This is a genomic window from Mycolicibacterium gadium, assembly GCF_010728925.1.
Taxonomy (GTDB): Bacteria; Actinomycetota; Actinomycetes; order Mycobacteriales; family Mycobacteriaceae; genus Mycobacterium; species Mycobacterium gadium.
Window position 1 is genome coordinate 2,756,123 of the sequence record NZ_AP022608.1, and the last position, 20,045, is coordinate 2,776,167.

Here is a 20,045-nt window from a genome sequence, read left to right on the forward strand (position 1 = left end):
TGAGCGTGTCTGCCATGATCTGAGCGGAAGTTCGGGAGCCGTCGAGGGGTGGCAGGCATGTATCTGAGCGCAGAACGGTTGGCCTTGGCCAACCAGGCGGTACTAGAGACGTTCGAGCAGTGCAGCATCGCGTGGCAAGCGATCCCTCAGTGGGATACCGGCGATCCAGGCCAGATCAGAGTCGCGGATGGCAAGTTCGCCCCGCCCGGCTTCATCCTGATGGCATCGCAGGAAGAGATGTTCGACGTATCGCTGGCACAGGCGAATGGGCCAACTCCCGACGCGCTACTCACCGAAGTGATGGCAATCGCCAGGAAGCTAGCGAAGAAGGTTGACGATGACATCCTTCCGGACCTCTACACGGGCGCCGCCACGAGTCTGGCAACCGATGACACCCTCCAAAATCTGCAAGACCAGCTGGTCCTCGCCCGGGCAACGGTAGAGGATGCCGGCTATCGAGCCCCGTCCTGCCTGATCACCAACACGGTCGGTCTTACCAAGCTCACCCAGTTTTCCGGTACGACTCCAATCCTCAAGGAGCTACTCCAAGCAGGGAACATCAATGCCCTGCATCGGACATCGGTCCTCGACCCAGCCGATGCCGACACGCGGTTGGTCGTGATCGGCCGCCGCCGACGGATCGCCCAAGGCGCGGCACCCGAGGCCTCACCAGGAGAAGAGCCAGTGGACGTCGCAGTCAGCCTCCCGCCCAGTCTGGAGATCGACGGTGAGACCGCTGGGGGCAACATACAGTTCACCGCGCGGATCCGATACGCATTGAGGGTCACGGATGCCAACGGCCTCGTTAAGATCAACAAGCCCTAGCCGACGCGGGGGTAGTGCGATCACGACGGCATGCAATCCGCTCGACGAATATCTTGCGCTGTGCAAAGAATCCTGTGACCGCGAGATCGAGCGGCTGTACGGGCCGGGTGCACACGGTACGAACGGTCTACACGACCTCATCCTCGACTACCCCATGCGCGGCGGAAAGGCACTGCGGCCGGCACTGAGCATCGCGACCTGCCTCGGCATCGGCGGCCACCTCGAAGCAGTCCTTCCAACCGCAGCGACGCTCGAGCTGTACCACAACGCGTTCCTGATCCACGACGACATCGAGGACGAATCATGGTGGCGGCGAGGGAAACCCACACTGCACGTCGACCACGGCGTACCGATCGCTGTCAATGTGGGCGATGCGATGCTTTCGCTGTCACTGCAACCGTTGCTGGACAACGTCGAACGGGTAGGACTCGGGCCTGCCCTGCGAATACTGCGGGCCGTGGCGAAGATGACCCGCCTCACCGTCGACGGTCAGGCGCTGGAACTCGAGTGGATCAGGTCCAACACCTGGCGACTGGACGACGCCGACTACCTCAAGATGGTCGAACTCAAGACCAGCTGGTATTCGTTCATCACACCGCTACAGGCCGGCGCAATCGCGGCGGGCGCGACGCCCGAGATGGTGGCCCCGTTGGAGTCTCTCGGACGTCACCTTGGAGCGGCCTTCCAGATCACCGACGACTTACTGAACCTCCGTGGGGACCCGCAGGAATACGGCAAAGAGATCGGCGGTGACCTCTGGGAGGGCAAGCGGACTCTGATGCTCTTGCACGCCCTGCGTAGTGCCGAACCGTCCGACCAGGCACGTGCGGTAACGATCCTCGCCAAACGCCGCCCCGGCTCGGATGGCGAGTTGGAGTTCACGGAGCTGCTGGATCGTCTCACCGCGCACGGACAGTTGTCCGCGTCAGGGCGGGCCGAAATCGAGACGCACCTACAAGGTCAGCGTCGCGCGGAAGCGAAGAGCCTCAACGAGATTCAATGGCTTCACGACTTGATGCACCAGGTCGGCTCGCTCAAACACGCGCGAGATGTCGCAGCCGGACATGCACGGAAAGCATCGACCGCGCTGGCGGGCCTCGACTGGTTGCCGCACAGCCGCCACCGCGACATGCTGGCCGACCTGGTGGATTACGTTCACGGGCGGACCCGATGACCCCTGAGACCTTGCTCGGCATGTTGGCTGAGCTAGAGCGGATCCGAGAACTCACACTCGACGTGATCGACCGTGAGACACCGCAGTTGCGCCCTGCCCCGTCGGAAACCGCCAGCGAAGCCGAGCGAGCCACACTAGATCTGCTTCTCGGCGCGCGCCGAGCAGTCCTCGGCAACCCCGCGACGGCCCGACGACTGCATGACCTCCTCGTTGCCGAGGGTCAGCGCTACGCGGCCACTCCTCGCGGGGTCCGACTGCGCGACGCATTGGTCGCGTCCGAAGCAGTGGAGAACCTGCGACGCGTCTGGGAGATGTTGAGCCTCAACGTCCTCGACGGTCCCGCGGCGCCGAACGCCGCACCCGACGCGTGGGCTGACCTGTTGGCAGACGCCGTCATCGGGCACGGCCTCGATGACTCCGTTCTGGCTCGTATGAGGCCCGAGGGATCAGCATGACGCTCACCGACCCCCGCGAGGCACTCGCGGATCAGAGTAATTTCATCGGCTATCTGGTGGGCCTGGCCGGCATCGCCCGGGTTGTCAATGCACTGGCTGACGGGCACCTCGGATCTGCGCAGTGCCGAGATCCGGATGACTTCGTTTACGCCCTGCTAGGACTTGCCAGTGTCGGTGCCGGAATCGAACGACTCGCCTACCGCTCTGCGCCACAACCGAATCCCGTTGCGGAGACGTCGACACCAGCCACACCGACCACGCGATGGCTACGATGAGCGCGCTGCTCGCACGCAACGACTTCCTCCGCGCCCCGGTACTGACGGCCGCGCGGTCCGCGGATTTCAAAGAATGGCATCATTTCGTCGTTCACGGACGAGATGTGCGTCTGTTGATCAATTTCAGCCTCAACCACGAGGTGCTGGGGGCGGACGAGGCCCGACTTGCGCCACGCGTCATCGTGATCGCCCACGACGACGACTGGACCGGCGCCGTCGAACGCTTCGACGAGCGTGCGCTGCACACCTCGGCGGATCTGGGTGAACTCGCCATCGGCGGGAATCGCATGACGATCATGCCCGACGGTTATCGGGTGACAATCGATCTGCCCAACAGAGGCATTCAGGGCGTCATGCATTTCACCTCCCAAAGTCGACCATTCGTGGTACGCAACCAGCCGCTGGGGGAAGGCCGAATCAGCTGGCTCTTCGTGCCGCGGCTGCGCGCACAGGGCTGGCTCCGCATCGGAAGCAGGGAGCATCGTTTGAACGATGACCTTGCTTATCACGACCACAACTGGGGTCGGTTCCGGTGGGGCGGTGACTTCAGCTGGGTGTGGGGCACGCTGCTGCCCGCCGAACGCGGAAACCCTTGGTCGATGGTCTTTCTGCAGACGACCGACCGGAACCGGCTGCGCTGTCTTTCCAAAGCGCTCTACGTCTGGCACCACGACGAGCCCGCTGCCATCTTCCGGCACGCGGCAGTTCAGACACGTTCGAGTGGAACGCTCGCCCGCATAGCGGACTGCACCCTGCCGCCTCCGATGCGAATGCTGCTGGACGGGGAGGTGCCCGGGGTGCCGGAACAGGTGGATGTCACCGCGAGCAGGGCCGACGATGAAGTGCATGCGAGGTTCTACTCGCACTCTTATGCCCGTCTAGCACAGCCGAGCGAGGTATACCTCGATCGATCAACTGTGCTGTGTGAAACTGGTGGCACGACCCGAGTGAGGGGTGCGATCAACGGCGAGGCCTTCGACTTTGTCGGCACCGGAGTATTCGAGTTCCTCTATGGCTGAACGTATTTCATCGCTCTTGCGACGATCGGTCGAGTACCTGGAGAAGGAGGTGCCCGATAGCTATCGGTTACTGGTCGCCCAGCTCGGCCCGATGGTAGTCGAACTGGAGGTCGACGGCGAGCTGTTCTCGCTCCGAGGCGGTGACAGTCTCGAGGTCTGCGACGGAGCCGCAGAGCCCGGCGGCGTCCGGATTCACACCAGCCGGGCGGTCATCCTCGATCTTGTCGACGCTCGGAAGGGGCTCGCTGATGCCGTGGAGACAGGCGGTGTTTCCGTGAACGGTTCACTCGACGACATCGAGCGCGCACACGAGTCGCTGCGAGCGTACGTCCACGCCGCAGTTCGGGCACCTTCGCAGCCCGCACTGCTGGCCGAACTTCGCGCGGGTGAGCATGACTGAGCACATAACGACCCCGGCGTCGCATGAGCGGCGCCCCACGGTGGCGGTTCTCGGAGCCGGAATCGCGGGACTCACTGCCGCGCACGAACTCGCCGAGCGCGGCTTTGTCGTCACGGTGTACGAATCACGACCCGATGAACGAAACGGATTGGGATCCTCACCGCCAGGGACGTACCCACCGGTCAAACTCGGAGGACTTGCGGCCTCGCAGTATTCGACGGTGGGCACGCGCGACGGGAGCCAAGCCGAATTGCGTCCATTCCCCGGCAGACGTGGGCAGCCATGCGCTCCTCGGAATGTGGTTGCAGGAGAACATGGGTTCCGGTTCTTCCCGGCGTTCTACCTACACATTTGGGACCTGTTTCAGCGGATACCCGTTTATCAGCCGATCCCGACTGCAGGCGGCACGACCTGCTGGACACCGACTTCGCGGACGGTCTATGACAACGTGCGGCGAATCGTCACCAAGGGCATCACGGTTGAGGGTCGGCCTTCCCTCGTGTTTCCCAGCGAGCTCCCTCGAAGCTACGGCGAGTTCCTGGGAACTCTCAAGCAACTCGGGATCTTGGGCTTCAGCGCGAGCGACATCGCGACGTATCTGGGCAGGCTCGTCAGCTACCTGACCACGAGTCCGCTGCGTCGCGAAAGGGAACTGCAGAACCTGTCCGCCTACGACTTCTTGGTCGGATACGACAGCAGGACGGGGGTCAACCGGTTCGCCTACACGCCACAATGCGACACCATGCTTCGCCAGATGCCCAGAATTCTGGTCGCTCTCGATTCGTTCTGGGGCGACGCGCGCACCAACATGAGCACGTATCTACAGCTCTACCTGAACATGGATCGCCGCGACAACAAGGCCGATGGTGTGCTCAACGGTCCCACCACCGAATCATGGTTGGACCACTGGTATCGGTACCTCGTCGTACTCGGCGTCCGTTTCGTTCACGGTGCGGCGACATGTCTCGACTCACCGGCGCACGACCCGACCCTTCCGCCACATTTACGGCCTCGCGCGCAGATCACGTTGGCCGACGGCACCCGCCTGACTCCCGACTACACGGTCGTCGCCGTCGACGCCCCGGGAGCCGAGTACATCACCGCCCAGCTGCGCGCGGCGGGCACCGGCGGCGCCGTCGCGGAGCTCGACGGTTTCACCACGACGCCGCCCCCGCCCGATGGTCCCTTGCAGCCCAACACAACTCGGACCCAGGCACGGCGGGATCCCTACTCGATGGATGAGATGGGAAGGGTGCCGTGGGATCGATTCCAGACGTTGTGCGGCATCCAGTACTACTTCGATACCGAATTTCAGCTGCTCCGCGGCCACCTGTTGCTGACCGACACCGAGTGGGCGCTGTCCTCGATCAACCAGAGCGGACTGTGGGAGACGCAACGGGTTCTCGATCCTGACGGCCACATCTCGGTGCTCTCGGTGGACATCGGGGATTTCAACACCCCGTCGCGTCATCTCATCGACGAGTTCGGCCGGGGGAAAATGGCACGGGACTGCACTGCCGACGAGATCGCTGCCGAGGTGTGGCGCCAGATCGTCTCAGCCCTCACAGGCAGCGCGGGGTCCACCGATGACCAGATCATGCCGTGCCCCGTCTGGTATGCGCTCGATCGCAGCCTGGTCATGGCCGGAGGCCCCGGTCAGGGCCAGGGTCGCGTGGTGCGCAACGAGTCACCGTATCTCGTTCCCATCGTCGGCGACTGGAACAACCGCCCTGGCAGCGAACCATGGAATCCGCACGGATCATCGCTCATCAACGTGCCGGCCGACGACGCGTGGCGCGAAGACCTGGAACTGCGAAACGTGTGGCAGGCCCGCCATGGTGGCTATCAAGTGCACAACAACTCGGTCGTCTTCGCCGGGACATGGACCAAGACGTTCACTCGGGTCACATCAATGGAGTCGGCGTGCGAGTCCGGACGCCACGCCGTCAATGCCATTCTCGACCACTATATTTGGGTCGAGTCGGGTGGTGTCGATCGCCGGGAGCAGCTGAGGCCGCTGGCGTGGGAGTTTCCCTTCGGCTTTGTCGATCAAGGCCTTTCGAGCCCGATCCGGATGCCATCACCGGCCGGCGACTACTGCTACGTGTTTGACATCGAGAACCGCGAACCCGCCGAGACCCGCCCACTGCGCATGCTCGACACCCAACTGACGCTGCAATCGCTGCCCCATGCACTGGACACCTCAGCGGTGCCACTTATCCCTGGAGGTCAACAAATGTTCACACCCACAGCGGATTACCAGCAGCAGATGCTTGCCTATCTCCAAACGTGGCGGCATCTCCTCGACCAGTGGACGGCGATGGCGACCGCACTGCCCTCCACGTTCGCCCAGTATGGGATGCCAGTTGTGCCGCCGCTCACGGCACCGCCGCCGCTCGTGGGACCGCCGTCGCCGCTGGGTCCACCCCCGGCGGCGCCCGCGTCTTCCGCGCCGCCCGACTACACGCAGCAGTTGTTCGCCTCGCTTCAGGCATGGCGGCAGTACCTAGAGCAGGTGACGGCCGGGCAGCCTGGAGTTCCGCCATCGCCGCCGCCACCGACCGCTGGGCCCGCCGCCCAGGGCGGCACCGCCAACCAGAGCGGTCAAGCTCGTCCGGTCTATACGACCAACGCGGCCCCGCCCGCCGTTCACGACGGTTCAAAAGGTGTCTTGTCCGCCGCGGCCTACGGGGCTTCGGACACGTGGCCACCACGGCCAGCAGAAATGAGATACCGCGAAACAGACAGCATGGTCCCCGGGGAGAACGTGCCGGCCCACCCGGGAGTTGCACTCAAAGAACAGCATGGGTACAGGCCCCCGCCGAGAGAAGACTTCCATATGGCCCAGGACCCGGCTCAGATCCTGGAGATGGAGCGGCTTCTCGACGCGAAGGGTTCAGCGGCCACGGCATTTCGCCAAGTGGTCGAACGCCTCGACCCTGATATGACGCCGCGAGTAGAGGCGAAGTCGCTCTACACCATCGCCCAAGCAGCGGCGCCCAAAATCCGAGACGCCGGCCAAACCACTTCGCCCTAACTCAACTCTCTTTCGCGCGCCGCTCCCGATAGGCCGCGACATGTTGACGGTTGCCGCAGTTTCCGGTGTCGCAGAACTTCCCTGAGCGATTTCGCGAAAGGTCCACCAGCACCGCTTCGCAATCGGACGCCGCGCAGATCTTGAGCCGCCGCAGCTCTCCGATACGAATCAGGTCGGCCAGCGCCATGGCCATCTCGGCGCCCATCCGCTGCCAGAGCGGATCGTGCACGGACGCGAGATGCAGATGCCACTCCGGCATCTCCGGATGTCGGGTCAGCCACGGCGACGCCTCGGTGTCACTCAGCAGAGCATTCACCTGAGCAACGGCTTGTTCCTCGTCGCCGGCGACCGCCCAGATCTTGCCGAGCCGTTTCCGTAGGCGATGCACCGAATCGAGTTCGGCATCGTCGCGGTCGCGCCTGCCGGTCCAGCCGAAACCGTCGAGGTAGACATCGAGCTCCGCAAGGCTCCCAAGCTGCTCGCCATCGATCCGATCGCTGTTGATCAGCACACATGCCGCCCGCAGTGTGAGCTCGGTGTCATGACTGAAAAGCATTTGACTCATGACCCCCTTCCGGCTAGCGTCATGACCAAAGTTGATTTTACTCATTACATGCCGGAGGTGCACCCGTGACCGCGATTCAGACCCGCGCGTCGGTCGACCATTTTCGGCTCGGTCTGCTGTTCGCCGTCGGCTCCGCACTCGCATTCGGGTCATCCGGACCTTTCGCCAAGGCGCTGATGGAAGCCGGCTGGAGCCCGACGGCAGCTGTCGTCGCCCGCCTCGCAGGCGGCGCCCTGGTGATGGCTGCCTTCGCGACGTTCGCGCGCCCCGGCTGGGTACGTGAAGCGCTTGGCCACGCAAGGACCGTCGTGCTCTACGGCGCGATCCCGATCGCGGGCGCGCAGCTGTTCTACTACAACGCGGTAGCGCACCTGTCCGTCGGCGTCGCGTTGCTGTTGGAATACACCGCGCCGATCCTCGTCGTCGCCTGGGTCTGGATGACCACGCGTCGCAGGCCGACCAACCTCACGCTTGTCGGCGTCGCCTTGGCGGTGGCAGGAATCATGTTGGTGCTCGGGATTCTTGATACCGGCGGCTTCAGCGGTGCTCATATCAACCTGATCGGCGTCGGCTGGGGGCTGGCCGCCGCGGTGTGCGCCGCGTGCTACTTCGTGATGTCGGCCAACGCGAGCAACGGTTCCGCGGACAGCGACGGCGTCAACCCCATCACGCTGGCCGCAGCCGGTCTGGTGGTCGGTGCCGCCACGGTCACGCTGCTGGGCGTCGTCGGCATCATGCCGCTGGCGTTCACGAGCAACGACACCGTCATCGCCGGATGGACCACCTCATGGGTGGTGCCCGTCGTCGCGCTGGGCGTCGTGGCCACCGCGGTCGCGTACACGCTCGGCATCGTGGGCATCTCGATGCTGAGGCCGCGGTTCGCCTCACTGGTCGGGCTGTCCGAGGTGATGTTCGCCGTCCTGGCCGCCTGGATTCTTCTCGGTGAAGCGATGACGACGATGCAGGCCGTCGGCGGAGCCATCGTCCTGATGGGCCTGGCGCTCGCCCGTCAGGGTGACCGCAGCGAGGAGTCGGGCGACGTGACGCTGCCCGATGCCGTGCCGTCGACGTCTACCGCAGGCCACTGACCTCGATAATTGACGCGAGCGTCGATCCCAAGAGTTTGGCTGCCACCGCCCTAGATATGGAAAAATGGCCGTCGTGAATTTGCTCCGCATGTCGTCACGACTGGCCGCGGCCACTGCGACCGTTGTCTGCGCCGCCTCGACGCTCGTCCTCGCACCGTCGGCGCCGGCCCAGCCCGGCCATCAGCCCGGAGTACCCGGACCAGGACCGGCACCAGGACCGATCGCGGCCAACGCCCCCGGTCCCGTCGCCAGTCAATCGTCGGCATGCCCCGACATCGAGGTCATCTTCGCGCGCGGAACCGACGACACACCGGGTCTCGGAACGCCCGGCTCGGCATTCGTCAGTGCGCTCCGCCCGCTCGTGGGCGGGCAGACCGTCAGCTCTTACGCGGTCAACTATCCGGCGTCGTACGACTTCCTGGCCGCAGCCGACGGCGCCCGTGACGCCGAGAGCCGCATCGCCATGATGTCGCAGCAGTGCCCATCGACGAAGCTGGTGCTCGGCGGATACTCGCAGGGCGCCGCCGTGATGGACATGCTGGCCGGTGTCCCGCCGCTGGGCAACAAGATCGGCGACATCGGTTCGGCGGCCCCGCTGCCCGCAAGCCTGCAATCCAACATCGCCGCGGTAGCCGTGTTCGGCAACCCCGCAACGAAGTTCAGCAATCCGCTCACCAGTTCTGTTTTCGGCGGTAGGGCCATCGACCTCTGCAAGGACGGCGACCCCATCTGCTCGGGCGGCAGGAACCCGTTTGCACACAACGATTACGTGTCTGCCGGCCTGGTTCAGCAGGCCGCGAACTTCGTCGCCGGCCGGGTGTGACCGCAACAGCCGCTACCCTGTTGATCTTGTGACCTTCGATCGACTCCGCAGCGCAATCATCGGCACAGCAGCCGCCATTCCGACCGCCTCCGTCGTGCGCTCATCGCACCTGCCTTGTCCCCCATACCGATTGGCGGCGCCGGGACCGCATCGGCCCAAGGTTGCCACGACATCGAGGTCGTGTTCGCGCGGGGCACGAACGAGGACGCCGGGCTCGGCGTGGTCGGCGGCACCTTCGTCGACCAATTGCGAGGCAAGGTCGGCGGCAGGTCCGTCGGCGCGTACGCGGTCAACTACCCCGCGACCTTCGACTTCCTCAAGGCGGCCGCCGGAGCCAACGACGCGAGCGCCCACATCCAGAACCTAATCAACACCTGCCCCAACTCGCGACTGGTGCTTGGCGGATATTCCCAAGGCGCCGCGGTCATCGACGTCATCAGTGCCGTCCCCGTGCCGGGCGTCGGATTCGACAACCCACTTCCGCCCAACGTTCCCGAGCACGTCGCAGCGATCGCCGTGTTCGGCAACCCGTCCGCCAAACTCGGTCTGCCGCTGACCGCCAGTCCGGTCTGGGGTGCCCGGTCGATCGATCTGTGTAATCCGGGTGATCCGATCTGCCAGACCAACGGTGAGGACGTCGCAGCGCACCGCGCCTACGCGGGCGGACCGACCAATCAGGCGGCCGACTTCGTCGCGGGGCGCCTCTGAACTGGGCTTACGCGCTTATCGACGAGTGCGTTGATTAGTTTCTACTAGGATTCGTGTGGTGATTCGCCGCCACCTCGTCATCGGTCTCGTCGCCGCACTCATCTCCGGCGCCCTGCTCATCGCACCCCAGACCGTCGCGTCGCTGACACCGTCGGCGAATGCTCAATCGTGCCCGCCGGTCGAGGTGATCTTCGCCCGCGGACGACTGGAGTCGGCGGGGGTCGGCAGGCTCGGCAACGCGTTCGTCAGTGCGTTGCGCTCCAAGTCGAACAAGAACATCGGCGTCTATGCGGTGCAGTATCCCGCGGACAACGAGCTCGATGTGGGCGCCAACGATATGAGCGGCCACATCCAGTACATGATGAACACCTGTCCCGATACCCGGTTGGTGCTCGGCGGGTATTCGCTCGGCGCCGCGGTCACCGACGTGGTGCTCGCGCTGCCGTTCAACTTCTTCGGTTTCGATTCCCCGCTACCTCCCGGTGCGGACAGGCACATCGCCGCAGTCGCGTTGTTCGGCAACGGAATCACCTGGGCCGGTCCGATCGGCAATTTCAACCCGGTCTATCGCGACCGGACCATCGACCTGTGCCACGGCGCCGACCCGGTCTGCAACCCGGCCGATCCGAACACGTGGGAAGACAACTGGCCCGCCCACCTCGCCGCCGCGTATATCGACGCGGGCATGGCCAATCAGGCGGCCGACTTCGTCGCGAGTCGTATCTAGTCGATCACCCGAAGCTCGCGGGTGACCTTCGTCCGGGCCTCGAGCTCGTCGTCGGGCGGGTAGTCGACGCCCTCGAGCGTCAGACCCTGCGGCGGCGCCGCCGCGAAATCACTGGACCGGCTCGTGGACTCCAATAGCGCCGCGCACCAGGCGGGTTCGCGGCGATGTTCACCGACGGCCAACAACGCGCCGACCACCGATCGCACCATCGCCCAGCAGAACGCATCCGCGGTGACGTGCGCGGTGACCCGGTCACCCTCGCGTGTCCAATCCAGCCGCTGCAGATCACGGATCGTCGTCGCGCCCTCGCGGTGACGGCAAAACGCGGCAAAGTCGTGCAGCCCAACCAGATCCCGCGATGCCGCCACCATGGCGTCGACATCCAGCGGCCTGGGCCACGGCGTGACGTAGCGGGCCTGCTGCGGTTCGACACCGTACGGCGCCGTCGACAAGCGATACGCATAGTGCCTGCGCAGCGCGGAGAACCGCGCGTCGAAACCCGGTGCCGCGCGGTCGATGTCGAGCACACGCACATCGGCAGGGAGGAACCGTGCGAGCCGCTGCACCAGGGGCAGGAACTCGCGTTGACCGGGGCGGGTGGCCCGGGGATATGCGTTTGGTAGCGCGTCGGCCGGTACATCGACATGGGCGACCTGACCGGCGGCATGGACACCGGTGTCGGTGCGTCCGGCCGCTCGCAACTGCACCCGGGTGCGAAACACCGTCGAAAGAGCGTCGTCCAGCACGCCCGCGACCGTACGTTGGCCGGTCTGCGTGGCCCAGCCCGCGAACTCCGTTCCGTCGTAGGCGATGTCGAGACGAAGACGAACAAGCCCGCCACCGTCGTCGATGGCGGGCTTGTTCATAGCGTCACTACTTGGCGTCGTCGGCCTTTTCGTCGTCGGCCTTCTCCTCGGCCTCAGCCTCGGCGACCTCTTCGGCGGCTTCGGCTTCCTGACCCTCTTCGATGGCGGCGTCCTCAGCCTTGACCTCTTCGACGGTCTCCTCCGGCCCGACCGCAGCCTCCGGCTCGACCGCGGCCTGCGGCGCGGCGGCAGCCGCCACCGGCTGTGCGGCCTTCTTCGAGGCGGCCGACCGGCGAGCGCGGTTGGCCTCGTCGGTCACGGTCTTCTCCCGCACCAGCTCGATGACGGCCATCGGGGCGTTGTCGCCCTTTCGCGCCTCCACCTTGATGATGCGGGTGTAGCCGCCGTTGCGGTCGGAGTAGAACGGACCGATCTCGGCGAACAGCGTGTGCACGACGTCCTTGTCGCGGATCTTCTTCATCACCTCACGCCGGTTGTGCAGCGTGCCCTTCTTGGCGTGGGTGATGAGCTTCTCCGCGTAGGGCCGCAATGCCCGCGCCTTGGGCTCGGTGGTCTTGATCCGGCCGTGCTCGAAGAGCGAGGTGGCCAGGTTGGCCAGCAGCGCCTTCTGGTGTGAGGACGACCCGCCGAGGCGAGGACCCTTGGTGGGCTTGGGCATTGCGACTTCTCCTAAATGGGGCCGGCCCCCGTATCAGGTAGGACCGGGACGGTTACTACTTAGAGCTGTTCGGTTTCGGCGTAGTCCTGGTTGTCGTCCAGGTCGTAGCTCGCATCGCTGTTCCAGGTGCCGGTGGCGACGTCGTAGCCGGCGACCTCGGACGGATCGAACGTGGCCGGGCTGTCCTTCAGCGACAGACCAAGCTGATGCAGCTTGATCTTCACCTCGTCGATGGACTTCTGGCCGAAGTTACGGATGTCCAGCAGATCGGACTCCGTGCGGGCGACGAGCTCGCCCACCGTGTGCACACCCTCGCGCTTGAGGCAGTTGTACGACCGCACCGTGAGGTCTAGATCGTCGATCGGCAGCGCGAAGCTGGCGATGTGATCGGCCTCGGCAGGCGACGGACCGATCTCGATGTGCTCGGAATCGGTGTTGAGTTCCCGTGCCAGACCGAACAGTTCGACCAGCGTCCCGCCCGCAGACGCCAGCGCATCCCGAGCAGTGATCGAGTTCTTGGTCTCGACGTCGATGACCAGCTTGTCGAAGTCGGTGCGCTGCTCGACGCGGGTGGCCTCCACCTTGTAGGTGACCTTGAGGACCGGCGAGTAGATGGAATCGACCGGGATACGGCCGATTTCGGCACCCGACGCCTTGTTCTGCACGGCGGGCACGTAGCCGCGGCCGCGCTCGACGACCAGCTCGACCTCGAGCTTGCCCTTGTCGTTCAGCGTCGCGATGTGCATCTCGGGGTTGTGCACCGTCACGCCGGCCGGCGGGACGATGTCACCCGCTGTGACCGCACCCGGGCCCTGCTTGCGCAGGTACATGGTGACCGGCTCGTCCTCCTCCGAGGACACGACCAGACCCTTGAGGTTCAGGATGATGTCGGTGACGTCTTCCTTCACCCCGGGGACGGTGGTGAACTCGTGCAGCACGCCGTCGATGCGAATGCTGGTGACCGCCGCGCCCGGGATGGACGACAGCAGCGTGCGCCGAAGCGAATTGCCAAGCGTGTAACCGAATCCGGGCTCCAGCGGCTCGATGACGAACTGGGACCGATTCTCCGACTTGACCTCTTCGGACAATGTGGGTCGCTGAGAAATCAGCATTTTTCTTCTTCTCCTTTTGACGCCCGCTATTTGACGTCTTTCGGGGGTGCGGGGGGCTTCGGGATTGAGGCCCCCCGAGTGTTTGCTTACTTCGAGTAGAGCTCGACGATCAGCTGCTCCTGCAGCGGGATGTCGATCTGTGCGCGCTCCGGCAACTGATGCACCAGGATGCGCTGACGCTCGCCGACGACCTGCAGCCAGCCCGGAATCGGGCGATCGCCCGCGGTCTCGCGCGCGACCTCGAACGGCAGCGTGTTCAGCGACTTCTCCTTGATGTCGATGATGTCGTACTGCGACACCCGGTAGCTCGGGATGTCGACCTTGACACCGTTGACGGTGAAGTGGCCGTGGCTGACCAATTGACGCGCCATGCGGCGAGTGCGGGCCAGGCCTGCGCGGTAGATGACGTTGTCCAGCCGGCTCTCGAGGATGCGCAGCAGGTTGTCACCGGTCTTGCCGGGCTGCCGATTGGCCTCTTCGTAGTAGCGGCGGAACTGCTTCTCCATCACGCCGTACGAGAAGCGGGCCTTCTGCTTCTCCTGCAGCTGCTGGCGGTATTCGCTCTCCTTGATCCGCGCGCGGCCATGCTGGCCCGGGGGATAAGGACGCTTTTCGAAGGACTGATCGCCGCCGACCAGGTCGACGCCGAGGCGGCGTGACTTGCGGGTCGCGGGTCCGGTGTAACGAGCCATATCTCCAGTTCCTCCTAGACCCTGCGCCGCTTCGGCGGACGGCACCCGTTGTGCGGCTGGGGCGTGACGTCGGCGATGGCGCCGACCTCGAGGCCGGCGGCCTGCAACGAGCGGATGGCGGTCTCGCGGCCCGAGCCCGGGCCCTTCACGAAGACGTCGACCTTCTTGACGCCGTGCTCCTGCGCCTTGCGGGCCGCGTTCTCGGCGGCCAGCTGTGCGGCGAACGGGGTCGACTTACGCGAACCCTTGAAGCCGACGTGTCCCGAGGACGCCCACGCGATGACGTTGCCCTGCGGGTCGGTGATCGACACGATCGTGTTGTTGAACGTGCTCTTGATGTGCGCGGCGCCGTGCGGAATGTTCTTCTTTTCCCTGCGGCGGGTCTTCTGACCCTTCTTGGGAGCTCCGCCTGCTGCCTTCTTTGCGGGTGGCATTACTTGGCCTTCTTCTTACCGGCGATGGTGCGCTTCGGGCCCTTGCGGGTGCGCGCATTGGTCTTGGTCCGCTGGCCACGCACCGGCAGGCCGCGGCGGTGCCGCAGGCCCTGGTAGCAGCCGATCTCGATCTTGCGGCGAATGTCAGACTGCACCTCGCGGCGCAGGTCGCCCTCCACCTTGAGGTTGCCCTCGATGTAGTCGCGCAGTTGCGTGACCTGATCGTCGGTCAGGTCCTTGGTGCGCAGGTCCCGGTCGATGCCGGTAGCTTCCAGGATCTCCTGGGAGCGGGTACGGCCGACGCCGTAGATGTAGGTCAGCGCGATCTCCATGCGCTTATCGCGCGGGAGGTCGACGCCCACTAGACGTGCCACAGTGGTGTGTTCCTTCTCGTTGCGGAGGTCTGTTCCCAGTCCGTTCCCGACGGTGTCGGGGTCCGGCCTCCGTGCCGGACGCAGATGAGCGGCGTACCCGCTCAGTGGTGCTGGGATTTCGTCATTCAGTTGTAGGCATGCGGAAGACTCAGCTGTGTCGTCTGGTCTTCGCGCAAGCGCTCATCCTTGGCGCTGCTTGTGGCGAGGATCGGAGCAGATCACCATGACCCGCCCATGCCGACGGATCACCCTGCACTTATCACAAATGGGCTTGACGCTCGGGTTCACCTTCACGGCTGTGTCTGATCCTTCTGTGCTTCTGGTTACTTGTACCGGTAAACGATGCGGCCCCGAGTGAGGTCGTATGGAGACAGCTCCACCACGACACGGTCCTCGGGCAGAATGCGGATGTAGTGCTGCCGCATCTTGCCGCTGATATGAGCGAGAACCTTGTGACCGTTCTCCAGCTCAATGCGAAACATCGCATTGGGCAGGGGCTCGACCACGCGACCCTCGACCTCTATGGCGCCGTCTTTCTTGGCCATAATCCTTTTCAGCGATCCTCTGGTTATTCGTACGTTTCGTATCGACGCTTGCGCCTGTTCCGGCGCAGCATCAGCCCCGACTTCCATTAACGTGAACCGAGACCTACTAGTTCCGGAGAACTTCCGAACAGGGCACGCCGAGAGTCGGCGCGGTAGCCGCACCGTCGATCCATGTTACCTGCTCGGGCGTCGTCCCCAAAATCGTCGAACCCGCAGCTCAGCGAAGGCTCGACAGGCCCGGGAGGAACATGGCCGCGCTGTTCATCGTGGTACTGATCGTTGGAATCGTCGAAACGGCCGCGATGCTGGTGATATCCGCACTGTTCCGGCAGGGCGGCCGGGGCGAAATGGGGTTTCGGCTGATCGCCCAGGCCGCCGGCTTCGCCGCCGCCGGAGTCGCCGGGCTTTTCATGACCTGGACGAACACCGGAGCAGCGGGCTTCAGCATCGTCGTTCTCGTCGTCTGGGGTCTGCTACTGGCTTTCATCTACAAGATCGCCATCCCCTACACCCATCGGCGCTGGCCCCTGGCGTCGAAGTCTCACAACGGGGAGTGACCGGCCGTCGGCGGTTTCGCCGGCATGGCCGCCACCAACGGAGTGTCGACGCCGACGCGTCCCAGCTGCAGCGCTCCCCCGGGCACGCCGAGCGGACGGTCCCGCCCGGGCAGGACCGTGGTGAAGAACGCGGCGTTGTCGGCCAGGTGCACCACCTCGTCCTCGGACAGGTCCGTCTCGTACTCGATCGCTTCGACCCGACAGATCAACTTGCATGCACCGCAGTCGACGCATTCGTCGGGGTTGATGTAGAGCGAGCGCGCGCCCTCATAGATGCAGTCCACCGGGCACTCCGCCATACAGGACTTGTCCATCACATCCACACACGCCGAACCAATCACGTAGGTCACGACGAAAACGCTAGGCACCGACGTCGGTCGTTCGCGCTGGGCAAAGGTCCCTTCTGCAGGTGACGTTGGTCCCGTCTGCGCTCGGCCCGACGTTGAACTGAAATCGTTTGGACGACGGGCGCATACTTATAACTGATGAGCGCACCCGCCGAGCAGGCTCGTAAACCCGTCATTCTCACCGTCGACGACGACCCGGCAGTGTCGCGCGCCGTGGCCCGCGATCTGCGTCGCCATTACGGTGAGCGCTACCGCATCGTTCGCGCCGAATCCGGTGCCGACGCCATCGACACCCTCAAGGAACTCAAGCTGCGCGGCGACGCCGTCGCGGTCTTCGTCGCCGACTATCGGATGCCGCAGATGAGCGGCATCGAGTTCCTCGAGAAGGCGATGGACTTCTTCCCGCTGGCACGGCGGGTGTTGTTGACGGCATACGCCGACACCCACGCCGCGATCGACGCGATCAATGTCGTCGACCTCGATCACTACCTGCTCAAGCCGTGGGATCCGCCGGAGGAGAAGTTGTACCCGGTGATCGACGGGCTGCTCGAGGAGTGGCGCTCTGTCGGCGATCGCGCCATGCCGTACACCAAGGTGATCTGGCACCGGTACAGCGACCGGTCGTGGGAGGTGCGCCAGTTCCTGGCCCGCAACGAATACTCGTTCCGCGCGGTGAACTCCGAGGAACCCAAGGGACAACAGCTGCTGGAAGCCAGCCGGTCTCGATGACAGCCGACTGCCGGTCGTCATCACCGAGAAGGGCGAAACCCTCGTTGAGCCGACGGACGTCGAACTGGCCACGCTGCTGGGCCTGTCGACGACCCCGCAACTGGAGATGTACGACCTCGCGGTGATCGGCGGTGGGCCCGCCGGCCTGGCCGCCGCGGTGTACGGCGCCTCGGAGGGCCTCAAGACCGTGCTGATCGAGAAGGCCACCACCGGCGGACAGGCGGGCCGCAGTTCGAAGATCGAGAACTACCTGGGCTTCCCGACCGGTGTGTCGGGAGCCGAACTCACCACGTCGGCACGTCGTCAGGCCGAACGCTTCGGCGCGGAGGTCATCACAACCCAGGAGGCGGGCAGGCTCGAGATCAACGGCGTGGGCGCAGCCCATTCCATTCGCCTCAACGGGGACAACACCATCGGCGCGCGCGCCGTGATTCTCGCGACCGGCGTCGACTATCGCCAGCTCCAGATCACCGGATGCTGGGATGATCCCGACGATCCGAGCTGCAACTACATCGGCCGCGGGGTGTTCTACGGTGCCTCGGTGTCCGACAACAGCGAGTGCGCCGGTGAGGATGTCTACATCGTCGGTGGCGCCAACTCCGCGGGCCAGGCCGCGATGTACATGTCGCAGACGGCCAAATCGGTGACGATGCTGATCCGCGGTCCTTCGCTGGAGGCCGGCATGTCGCAATACCTCGTCGACCGGATCCTGAAAACCCCGAACATCACGGTCCGGACCTGCACCGAAGTGGTGGACACGGCGGCCGACGACGATCACCTGACCGGACTGGTCCTGCTCGACAAGCGGACCGGGGAACGGGAAGAAGTCACCTGTGACCGCATGTGCTGCTTCATCGGCGCGACGCCCCGCACCGATTGGCTCGAGGAAGCGGGAATAGCCCGCGACGATCACGGCTTCATCCTGTCGGGACCCGATCTACGGGACAAGGTCGGCTGGACGCTGGATCGCCCGCCGCACCACCTGGAGACAAGTGTGCCCGGTGTGTTTGTTGCAGGAGATGTGCGCTCGGAGTCCGCGAAGCGGGTTGCGGCCGCTGTCGGCGAAGGGTCGATGGCGGTGATGTTGGTGCACAGGTATCTGGCGGAAGCGTGATAGCCGGCTGATTGCCGACCGAAAGGACAACCGATGGGCGCACAAGGCGAAGAGGAATGCGTGCGTGACGAACTGCGGACCCTGTTCCTGTTCGAGGACCTGTCCGATCCGCAGCTCGACATCCTGTGCGCGGCCGGCCACATCGAGACGTTCCCCGCGGGCCCCATCGTCCAGGAAGGCGAGCCGGCGACCTGTTTTTACGTGATGATCGACGGCGAGCTGATCATGTCGAAGCGGTCCGGCGGCGTCGACATCCAGACCAACCGCACGTCTCAGCGCGGCGTGTACTTCGGCGCGTGGTCGGCCTACATCCCCGGTGAAGAGCAGGCCTATCAGGCCTCGGTACGCCTGACCAGGCCCGCCCGCTGCTTCGTGTTGGACTCCAACAAGTTCGCGGATTTCATGCGAACCCAGTTCCCCATGGCCGTCCATCTGCTCGAGGGACACCTCGTCGGTGGCCGCCGACAGACCCAGATCATCGGCCAGCGCGAGAAGCTGCTGGCGCTGGGCACCATCACCGCGGGCCTGACCCATCAGCTCAACAACCCGGCCGCCGCCACCGCCCGCGCGGTGGCTGACCTACGCGAAGGCGTCGGGCATATGCGGCACAAGCTCGCGATGGTGGCCGAGGCCAAGTTCACGCCGGAGGCCCTGCGGGTTCTGGTGAACATTCAGGACGAGGTCGCCGAGCAGGTCGCCAAGTCCCGAGATCATGAGCTGACCGCGCTGGAAACCTCCGATCGCGAAGACCAGATCGGCGAATGGCTCGAAGACCACGGCATCGTCGGCGCCTGGGATTACGCGCCGACGTTCGTGGAGGCGGGCCTGGACACCGATTGGCTGGAGCGGGTTTCGGCGTTGGTGGACGACGTCGACAACACCGCGTCGCTGCAGGGCGCGATCGGTTGGCTGAAATACACGATCGACAACGAGCTGCGGATGAACGAGATCGCCGAGGCCAGCAAGCGCATCTCCACGCTGCTCGCGGGTGCGAAGCAGTACTCGCAGATGGATCGCGCCTCCTACGGCAGCGCCGACGTCCACGAACTGCTGCGCAGCACACTCATGATGTTCGGCGACAAGATCGGCATGGAAGGCAAGGGCAAGCCCGTCACCCTGGTCAAGCAAATGGACAAGACCCTGCCCGAATTGCAGTGCTACCCAGGGGATCTCAACCAGGTGTGGGAGAACATCATCGACAACGCCATCCAGGCGATGGGCGGCCAGGGCACCTTGACCATCCGCACTTCGCGCGAGAACGACGAGATGATTCGCATCGAAATCTGCGACGACGGGCCAGGCATCCCCGAGGAGATCATCGGCCGCATCTTCACACCCTTCTTCACGACGAAGCCATTCGGTGAGGGCACCGGTCTCGGACTGGATCTCGCCTGGCGGATCATCGTCGAGAAGCACGGCGGAAACATCGCCGTGCAGTCCGAACCGGGCGACACCAGATTCATCGTCTGCCTTCCGTTGGTGGCCCCCGCCCCGATCGCGCCCACGCCGGGCGAACTGTCGGCCGCCGGCACGGAATAGTTCGAATCACTGCGCGCCGAA

General features: G+C 64.8%; 22 protein-coding genes and 2 pseudogenes. 14 read left to right on the forward strand and 10 right to left on the reverse strand.

Going from position 1 to position 20,045, the window contains the following annotated elements; genetic code table 11:
• Positions 1–84: 84 nt before the first annotated feature.
• The 7 genes from G6N36_RS13420 to G6N36_RS13450 are packed head-to-tail and all read left to right on the forward strand — an operon-like array spanning position 85 to position 7,185.
• The gene (locus G6N36_RS13420; RefSeq protein WP_235690036.1) at positions 85–825 is read left to right on the forward strand and encodes a hypothetical protein; all 741 of its coding nucleotides are present in this window, start codon (positions 85–87) and stop codon (positions 823–825) included.
• Entirely contained in the window at positions 791–1,999 is a 1,209-nt protein-coding gene (locus G6N36_RS13425; protein WP_163686944.1) for a polyprenyl synthetase family protein, read from the forward strand. The genes G6N36_RS13420 and G6N36_RS13425 overlap by 35 nt, the downstream gene beginning before the upstream one ends.
• Complete coding sequence (locus tag G6N36_RS13430) at positions 1,996–2,454, forward strand: hypothetical protein (protein WP_163686945.1); 459 nt, start codon at positions 1,996–1,998, stop codon at positions 2,452–2,454. Before G6N36_RS13425 ends, G6N36_RS13430 begins: the two co-directional genes overlap by 4 nt.
• On the forward strand, positions 2,451–2,729 hold the full coding sequence (locus tag G6N36_RS13435; protein WP_235690037.1) for a hypothetical protein: 279 nt from the start codon (positions 2,451–2,453) through the stop codon (positions 2,727–2,729). Before G6N36_RS13430 ends, G6N36_RS13435 begins: the two co-directional genes overlap by 4 nt.
• A complete protein-coding gene (locus G6N36_RS13440) occupies positions 2,726–3,748 on the forward strand; it encodes a hypothetical protein (RefSeq protein ID WP_163690661.1) in 1,023 nt (340 codons plus the stop codon). Before G6N36_RS13435 ends, G6N36_RS13440 begins: the two co-directional genes overlap by 4 nt.
• Positions 3,741–4,148 carry an SCP-2 sterol transfer family protein gene (locus tag G6N36_RS13445; protein ID WP_163686946.1) on the forward strand — a complete coding sequence of 136 codons (408 nt, stop codon included), beginning with the start codon at positions 3,741–3,743 and terminating at the stop codon, positions 4,146–4,148. Before G6N36_RS13440 ends, G6N36_RS13445 begins: the two co-directional genes overlap by 8 nt.
• Complete coding sequence (locus G6N36_RS13450) at positions 4,141–7,185, forward strand: FAD-dependent oxidoreductase (protein WP_163690662.1); 3,045 nt, start codon at positions 4,141–4,143, stop codon at positions 7,183–7,185. Before G6N36_RS13445 ends, G6N36_RS13450 begins: the two co-directional genes overlap by 8 nt.
• A gap of 1 nt (position 7,186) precedes the next feature.
• On the opposite strand, the gene G6N36_RS13455 is transcribed toward G6N36_RS13450, so the two are convergent.
• Entirely contained in the window at positions 7,187–7,741 is a 555-nt protein-coding gene (locus G6N36_RS13455; protein ID WP_163690663.1) for a CGNR zinc finger domain-containing protein, read from the reverse strand.
• A gap of 83 nt (positions 7,742–7,824) precedes the next feature.
• Between G6N36_RS13455 and G6N36_RS13460 the strand changes: the two genes are divergently transcribed.
• From G6N36_RS13460 to G6N36_RS13475, 4 genes and pseudogenes are all read left to right on the forward strand, one after another.
• Entirely contained in the window at positions 7,825–8,838 is a 1,014-nt protein-coding gene (locus G6N36_RS13460; protein ID WP_372512263.1) for an EamA family transporter, read from the forward strand.
• A gap of 64 nt (positions 8,839–8,902) precedes the next feature.
• Positions 8,903–9,661, forward strand: a complete 759-nt coding sequence (locus G6N36_RS13465) for a cutinase family protein (RefSeq protein ID WP_235690039.1) — start codon at positions 8,903–8,905, stop codon at positions 9,659–9,661.
• Positions 9,662–9,689: 28 nt separating this feature from the next.
• A pseudogene (locus G6N36_RS13470) lies at positions 9,690–10,369 on the forward strand (cutinase family protein).
• Between the two features lie 58 nt (positions 10,370–10,427).
• Positions 10,428–11,096 carry a cutinase family protein gene (locus tag G6N36_RS13475; RefSeq protein WP_163686948.1) on the forward strand — a complete coding sequence of 223 codons (669 nt, stop codon included), beginning with the start codon at positions 10,428–10,430 and terminating at the stop codon, positions 11,094–11,096.
• Here G6N36_RS13475 and truA read toward each other — a convergent pair.
• The 8 genes from truA to infA all read right to left on the reverse strand — a co-directional run bounded on the left by truA (position 11,093) and on the right by infA (position 15,738).
• A complete protein-coding gene (gene truA, locus G6N36_RS13480) occupies positions 11,093–11,962 on the reverse strand; it encodes a tRNA pseudouridine(38-40) synthase TruA (RefSeq protein WP_163686949.1) in 870 nt (289 codons plus the stop codon). The genes G6N36_RS13475 and truA overlap by 4 nt on opposite strands.
• Before the next feature lie 7 nt (positions 11,963–11,969).
• The gene (rplQ, locus tag G6N36_RS13485) at positions 11,970–12,581 is read right to left on the reverse strand and encodes a 50S ribosomal protein L17 (RefSeq protein ID WP_163686950.1); all 612 of its coding nucleotides are present in this window, start codon (positions 12,579–12,581) and stop codon (positions 11,970–11,972) included.
• A gap of 59 nt (positions 12,582–12,640) precedes the next feature.
• Positions 12,641–13,693: a DNA-directed RNA polymerase subunit alpha gene (locus tag G6N36_RS13490; protein WP_083124751.1), complete on the reverse strand. Its 1,053-nt coding sequence runs from the start codon at positions 13,691–13,693 to the stop codon at positions 12,641–12,643.
• Positions 13,694–13,779: 86 nt separating this feature from the next.
• A complete protein-coding gene (gene rpsD, locus G6N36_RS13495) occupies positions 13,780–14,385 on the reverse strand; it encodes a 30S ribosomal protein S4 (protein WP_163686951.1) in 606 nt (201 codons plus the stop codon).
• 14 nt (positions 14,386–14,399) lie between these two features.
• Positions 14,400–14,819 (reverse strand): 30S ribosomal protein S11, encoded by a 420-nt coding sequence (gene rpsK, locus G6N36_RS13500; protein WP_163686952.1) that lies wholly within the window; start codon positions 14,817–14,819, stop codon positions 14,400–14,402.
• On the reverse strand, positions 14,819–15,193 hold the full coding sequence (gene rpsM, locus G6N36_RS13505) for a 30S ribosomal protein S13 (RefSeq protein ID WP_006245170.1): 375 nt from the start codon (positions 15,191–15,193) through the stop codon (positions 14,819–14,821). Before rpsM ends, rpsK begins: the two co-directional genes overlap by 1 nt.
• Before the next feature lie 180 nt (positions 15,194–15,373).
• Positions 15,374–15,487 (reverse strand): 50S ribosomal protein L36, encoded by a 114-nt coding sequence (rpmJ, locus tag G6N36_RS13510; RefSeq protein ID WP_003879483.1) that lies wholly within the window; start codon positions 15,485–15,487, stop codon positions 15,374–15,376.
• 29 nt (positions 15,488–15,516) lie between these two features.
• Positions 15,517–15,738 (reverse strand): translation initiation factor IF-1, encoded by a 222-nt coding sequence (infA, locus tag G6N36_RS13515; protein ID WP_005140011.1) that lies wholly within the window; start codon positions 15,736–15,738, stop codon positions 15,517–15,519.
• A gap of 248 nt (positions 15,739–15,986) precedes the next feature.
• On the opposite strand from infA, the gene G6N36_RS13520 reads away from it, so the two are divergent.
• Positions 15,987–16,295, forward strand: a complete 309-nt coding sequence (locus tag G6N36_RS13520; RefSeq protein WP_163686953.1) for a hypothetical protein — start codon at positions 15,987–15,989, stop codon at positions 16,293–16,295.
• On the opposite strand, the gene fdxA is transcribed toward G6N36_RS13520, so the two are convergent.
• Positions 16,280–16,645 (reverse strand): ferredoxin, encoded by a 366-nt coding sequence (gene fdxA / locus G6N36_RS13525; protein ID WP_163686954.1) that lies wholly within the window; start codon positions 16,643–16,645, stop codon positions 16,280–16,282. The genes G6N36_RS13520 and fdxA overlap by 16 nt on opposite strands.
• Positions 16,646–16,780: 135 nt before the next feature.
• Between fdxA and G6N36_RS13530 the strand changes: the two are divergent.
• A pseudogene (locus G6N36_RS13530) lies at positions 16,781–18,485 on the forward strand (FAD-dependent oxidoreductase).
• Positions 18,486–18,518: 33 nt separating this feature from the next.
• The gene (locus G6N36_RS13535) at positions 18,519–20,024 is read left to right on the forward strand and encodes an ATP-binding protein (protein WP_163686955.1); all 1,506 of its coding nucleotides are present in this window, start codon (positions 18,519–18,521) and stop codon (positions 20,022–20,024) included.
• The last annotated feature ends 21 nt before the right edge of the window (positions 20,025–20,045 follow it).

Bases quoted from the DNA above. Each gene is read 5' to 3' on its own strand.
- G6N36_RS13465 (WP_235690039.1), top strand. From the start codon at position 8,903: ATGGCCGTCGTGAATTTGCTCCGCATGTCGTCACGACTGGCCGCGGCC.
- rplQ (WP_163686950.1), bottom strand. From the start codon at position 12,581: ATGCCCAAGCCCACCAAGGGTCCTCGCCTCGGCGGGTCGTCCTCACAC.
- G6N36_RS13445 (WP_163686946.1), top strand. From the start codon at position 3,741: ATGGCTGAACGTATTTCATCGCTCTTGCGACGATCGGTCGAGTACCTG.
- rpsD (WP_163686951.1), bottom strand. From the start codon at position 14,385: ATGGCTCGTTACACCGGACCCGCGACCCGCAAGTCACGCCGCCTCGGC.
- G6N36_RS13435 (WP_235690037.1), top strand. From the start codon at position 2,451: ATGACGCTCACCGACCCCCGCGAGGCACTCGCGGATCAGAGTAATTTC.
- G6N36_RS13535 (WP_163686955.1), top strand. From the start codon at position 18,519: ATGGGCGCACAAGGCGAAGAGGAATGCGTGCGTGACGAACTGCGGACC.
- G6N36_RS13490 (WP_083124751.1), bottom strand. From the start codon at position 13,693: ATGCTGATTTCTCAGCGACCCACATTGTCCGAAGAGGTCAAGTCGGAG.
- truA (WP_163686949.1), bottom strand. From the start codon at position 11,962: ATGAACAAGCCCGCCATCGACGACGGTGGCGGGCTTGTTCGTCTTCGT.
- G6N36_RS13450 (WP_163690662.1), top strand. From the start codon at position 4,141: ATGACTGAGCACATAACGACCCCGGCGTCGCATGAGCGGCGCCCCACG.
- G6N36_RS13520 (WP_163686953.1), top strand. From the start codon at position 15,987: ATGGCCGCGCTGTTCATCGTGGTACTGATCGTTGGAATCGTCGAAACG.
- infA (WP_005140011.1), bottom strand. From the start codon at position 15,738: ATGGCCAAGAAAGACGGCGCCATAGAGGTCGAGGGTCGCGTGGTCGAG.
- G6N36_RS13425 (WP_163686944.1), top strand. From the start codon at position 791: ATGCCAACGGCCTCGTTAAGATCAACAAGCCCTAGCCGACGCGGGGGT.
- G6N36_RS13455 (WP_163690663.1), bottom strand. From the start codon at position 7,741: ATGCTTTTCAGTCATGACACCGAGCTCACACTGCGGGCGGCATGTGTG.
- G6N36_RS13430 (WP_163686945.1), top strand. From the start codon at position 1,996: ATGACCCCTGAGACCTTGCTCGGCATGTTGGCTGAGCTAGAGCGGATC.
- G6N36_RS13440 (WP_163690661.1), top strand. From the start codon at position 2,726: ATGAGCGCGCTGCTCGCACGCAACGACTTCCTCCGCGCCCCGGTACTG.
- rpsK (WP_163686952.1), bottom strand. From the start codon at position 14,819: ATGCCACCCGCAAAGAAGGCAGCAGGCGGAGCTCCCAAGAAGGGTCAG.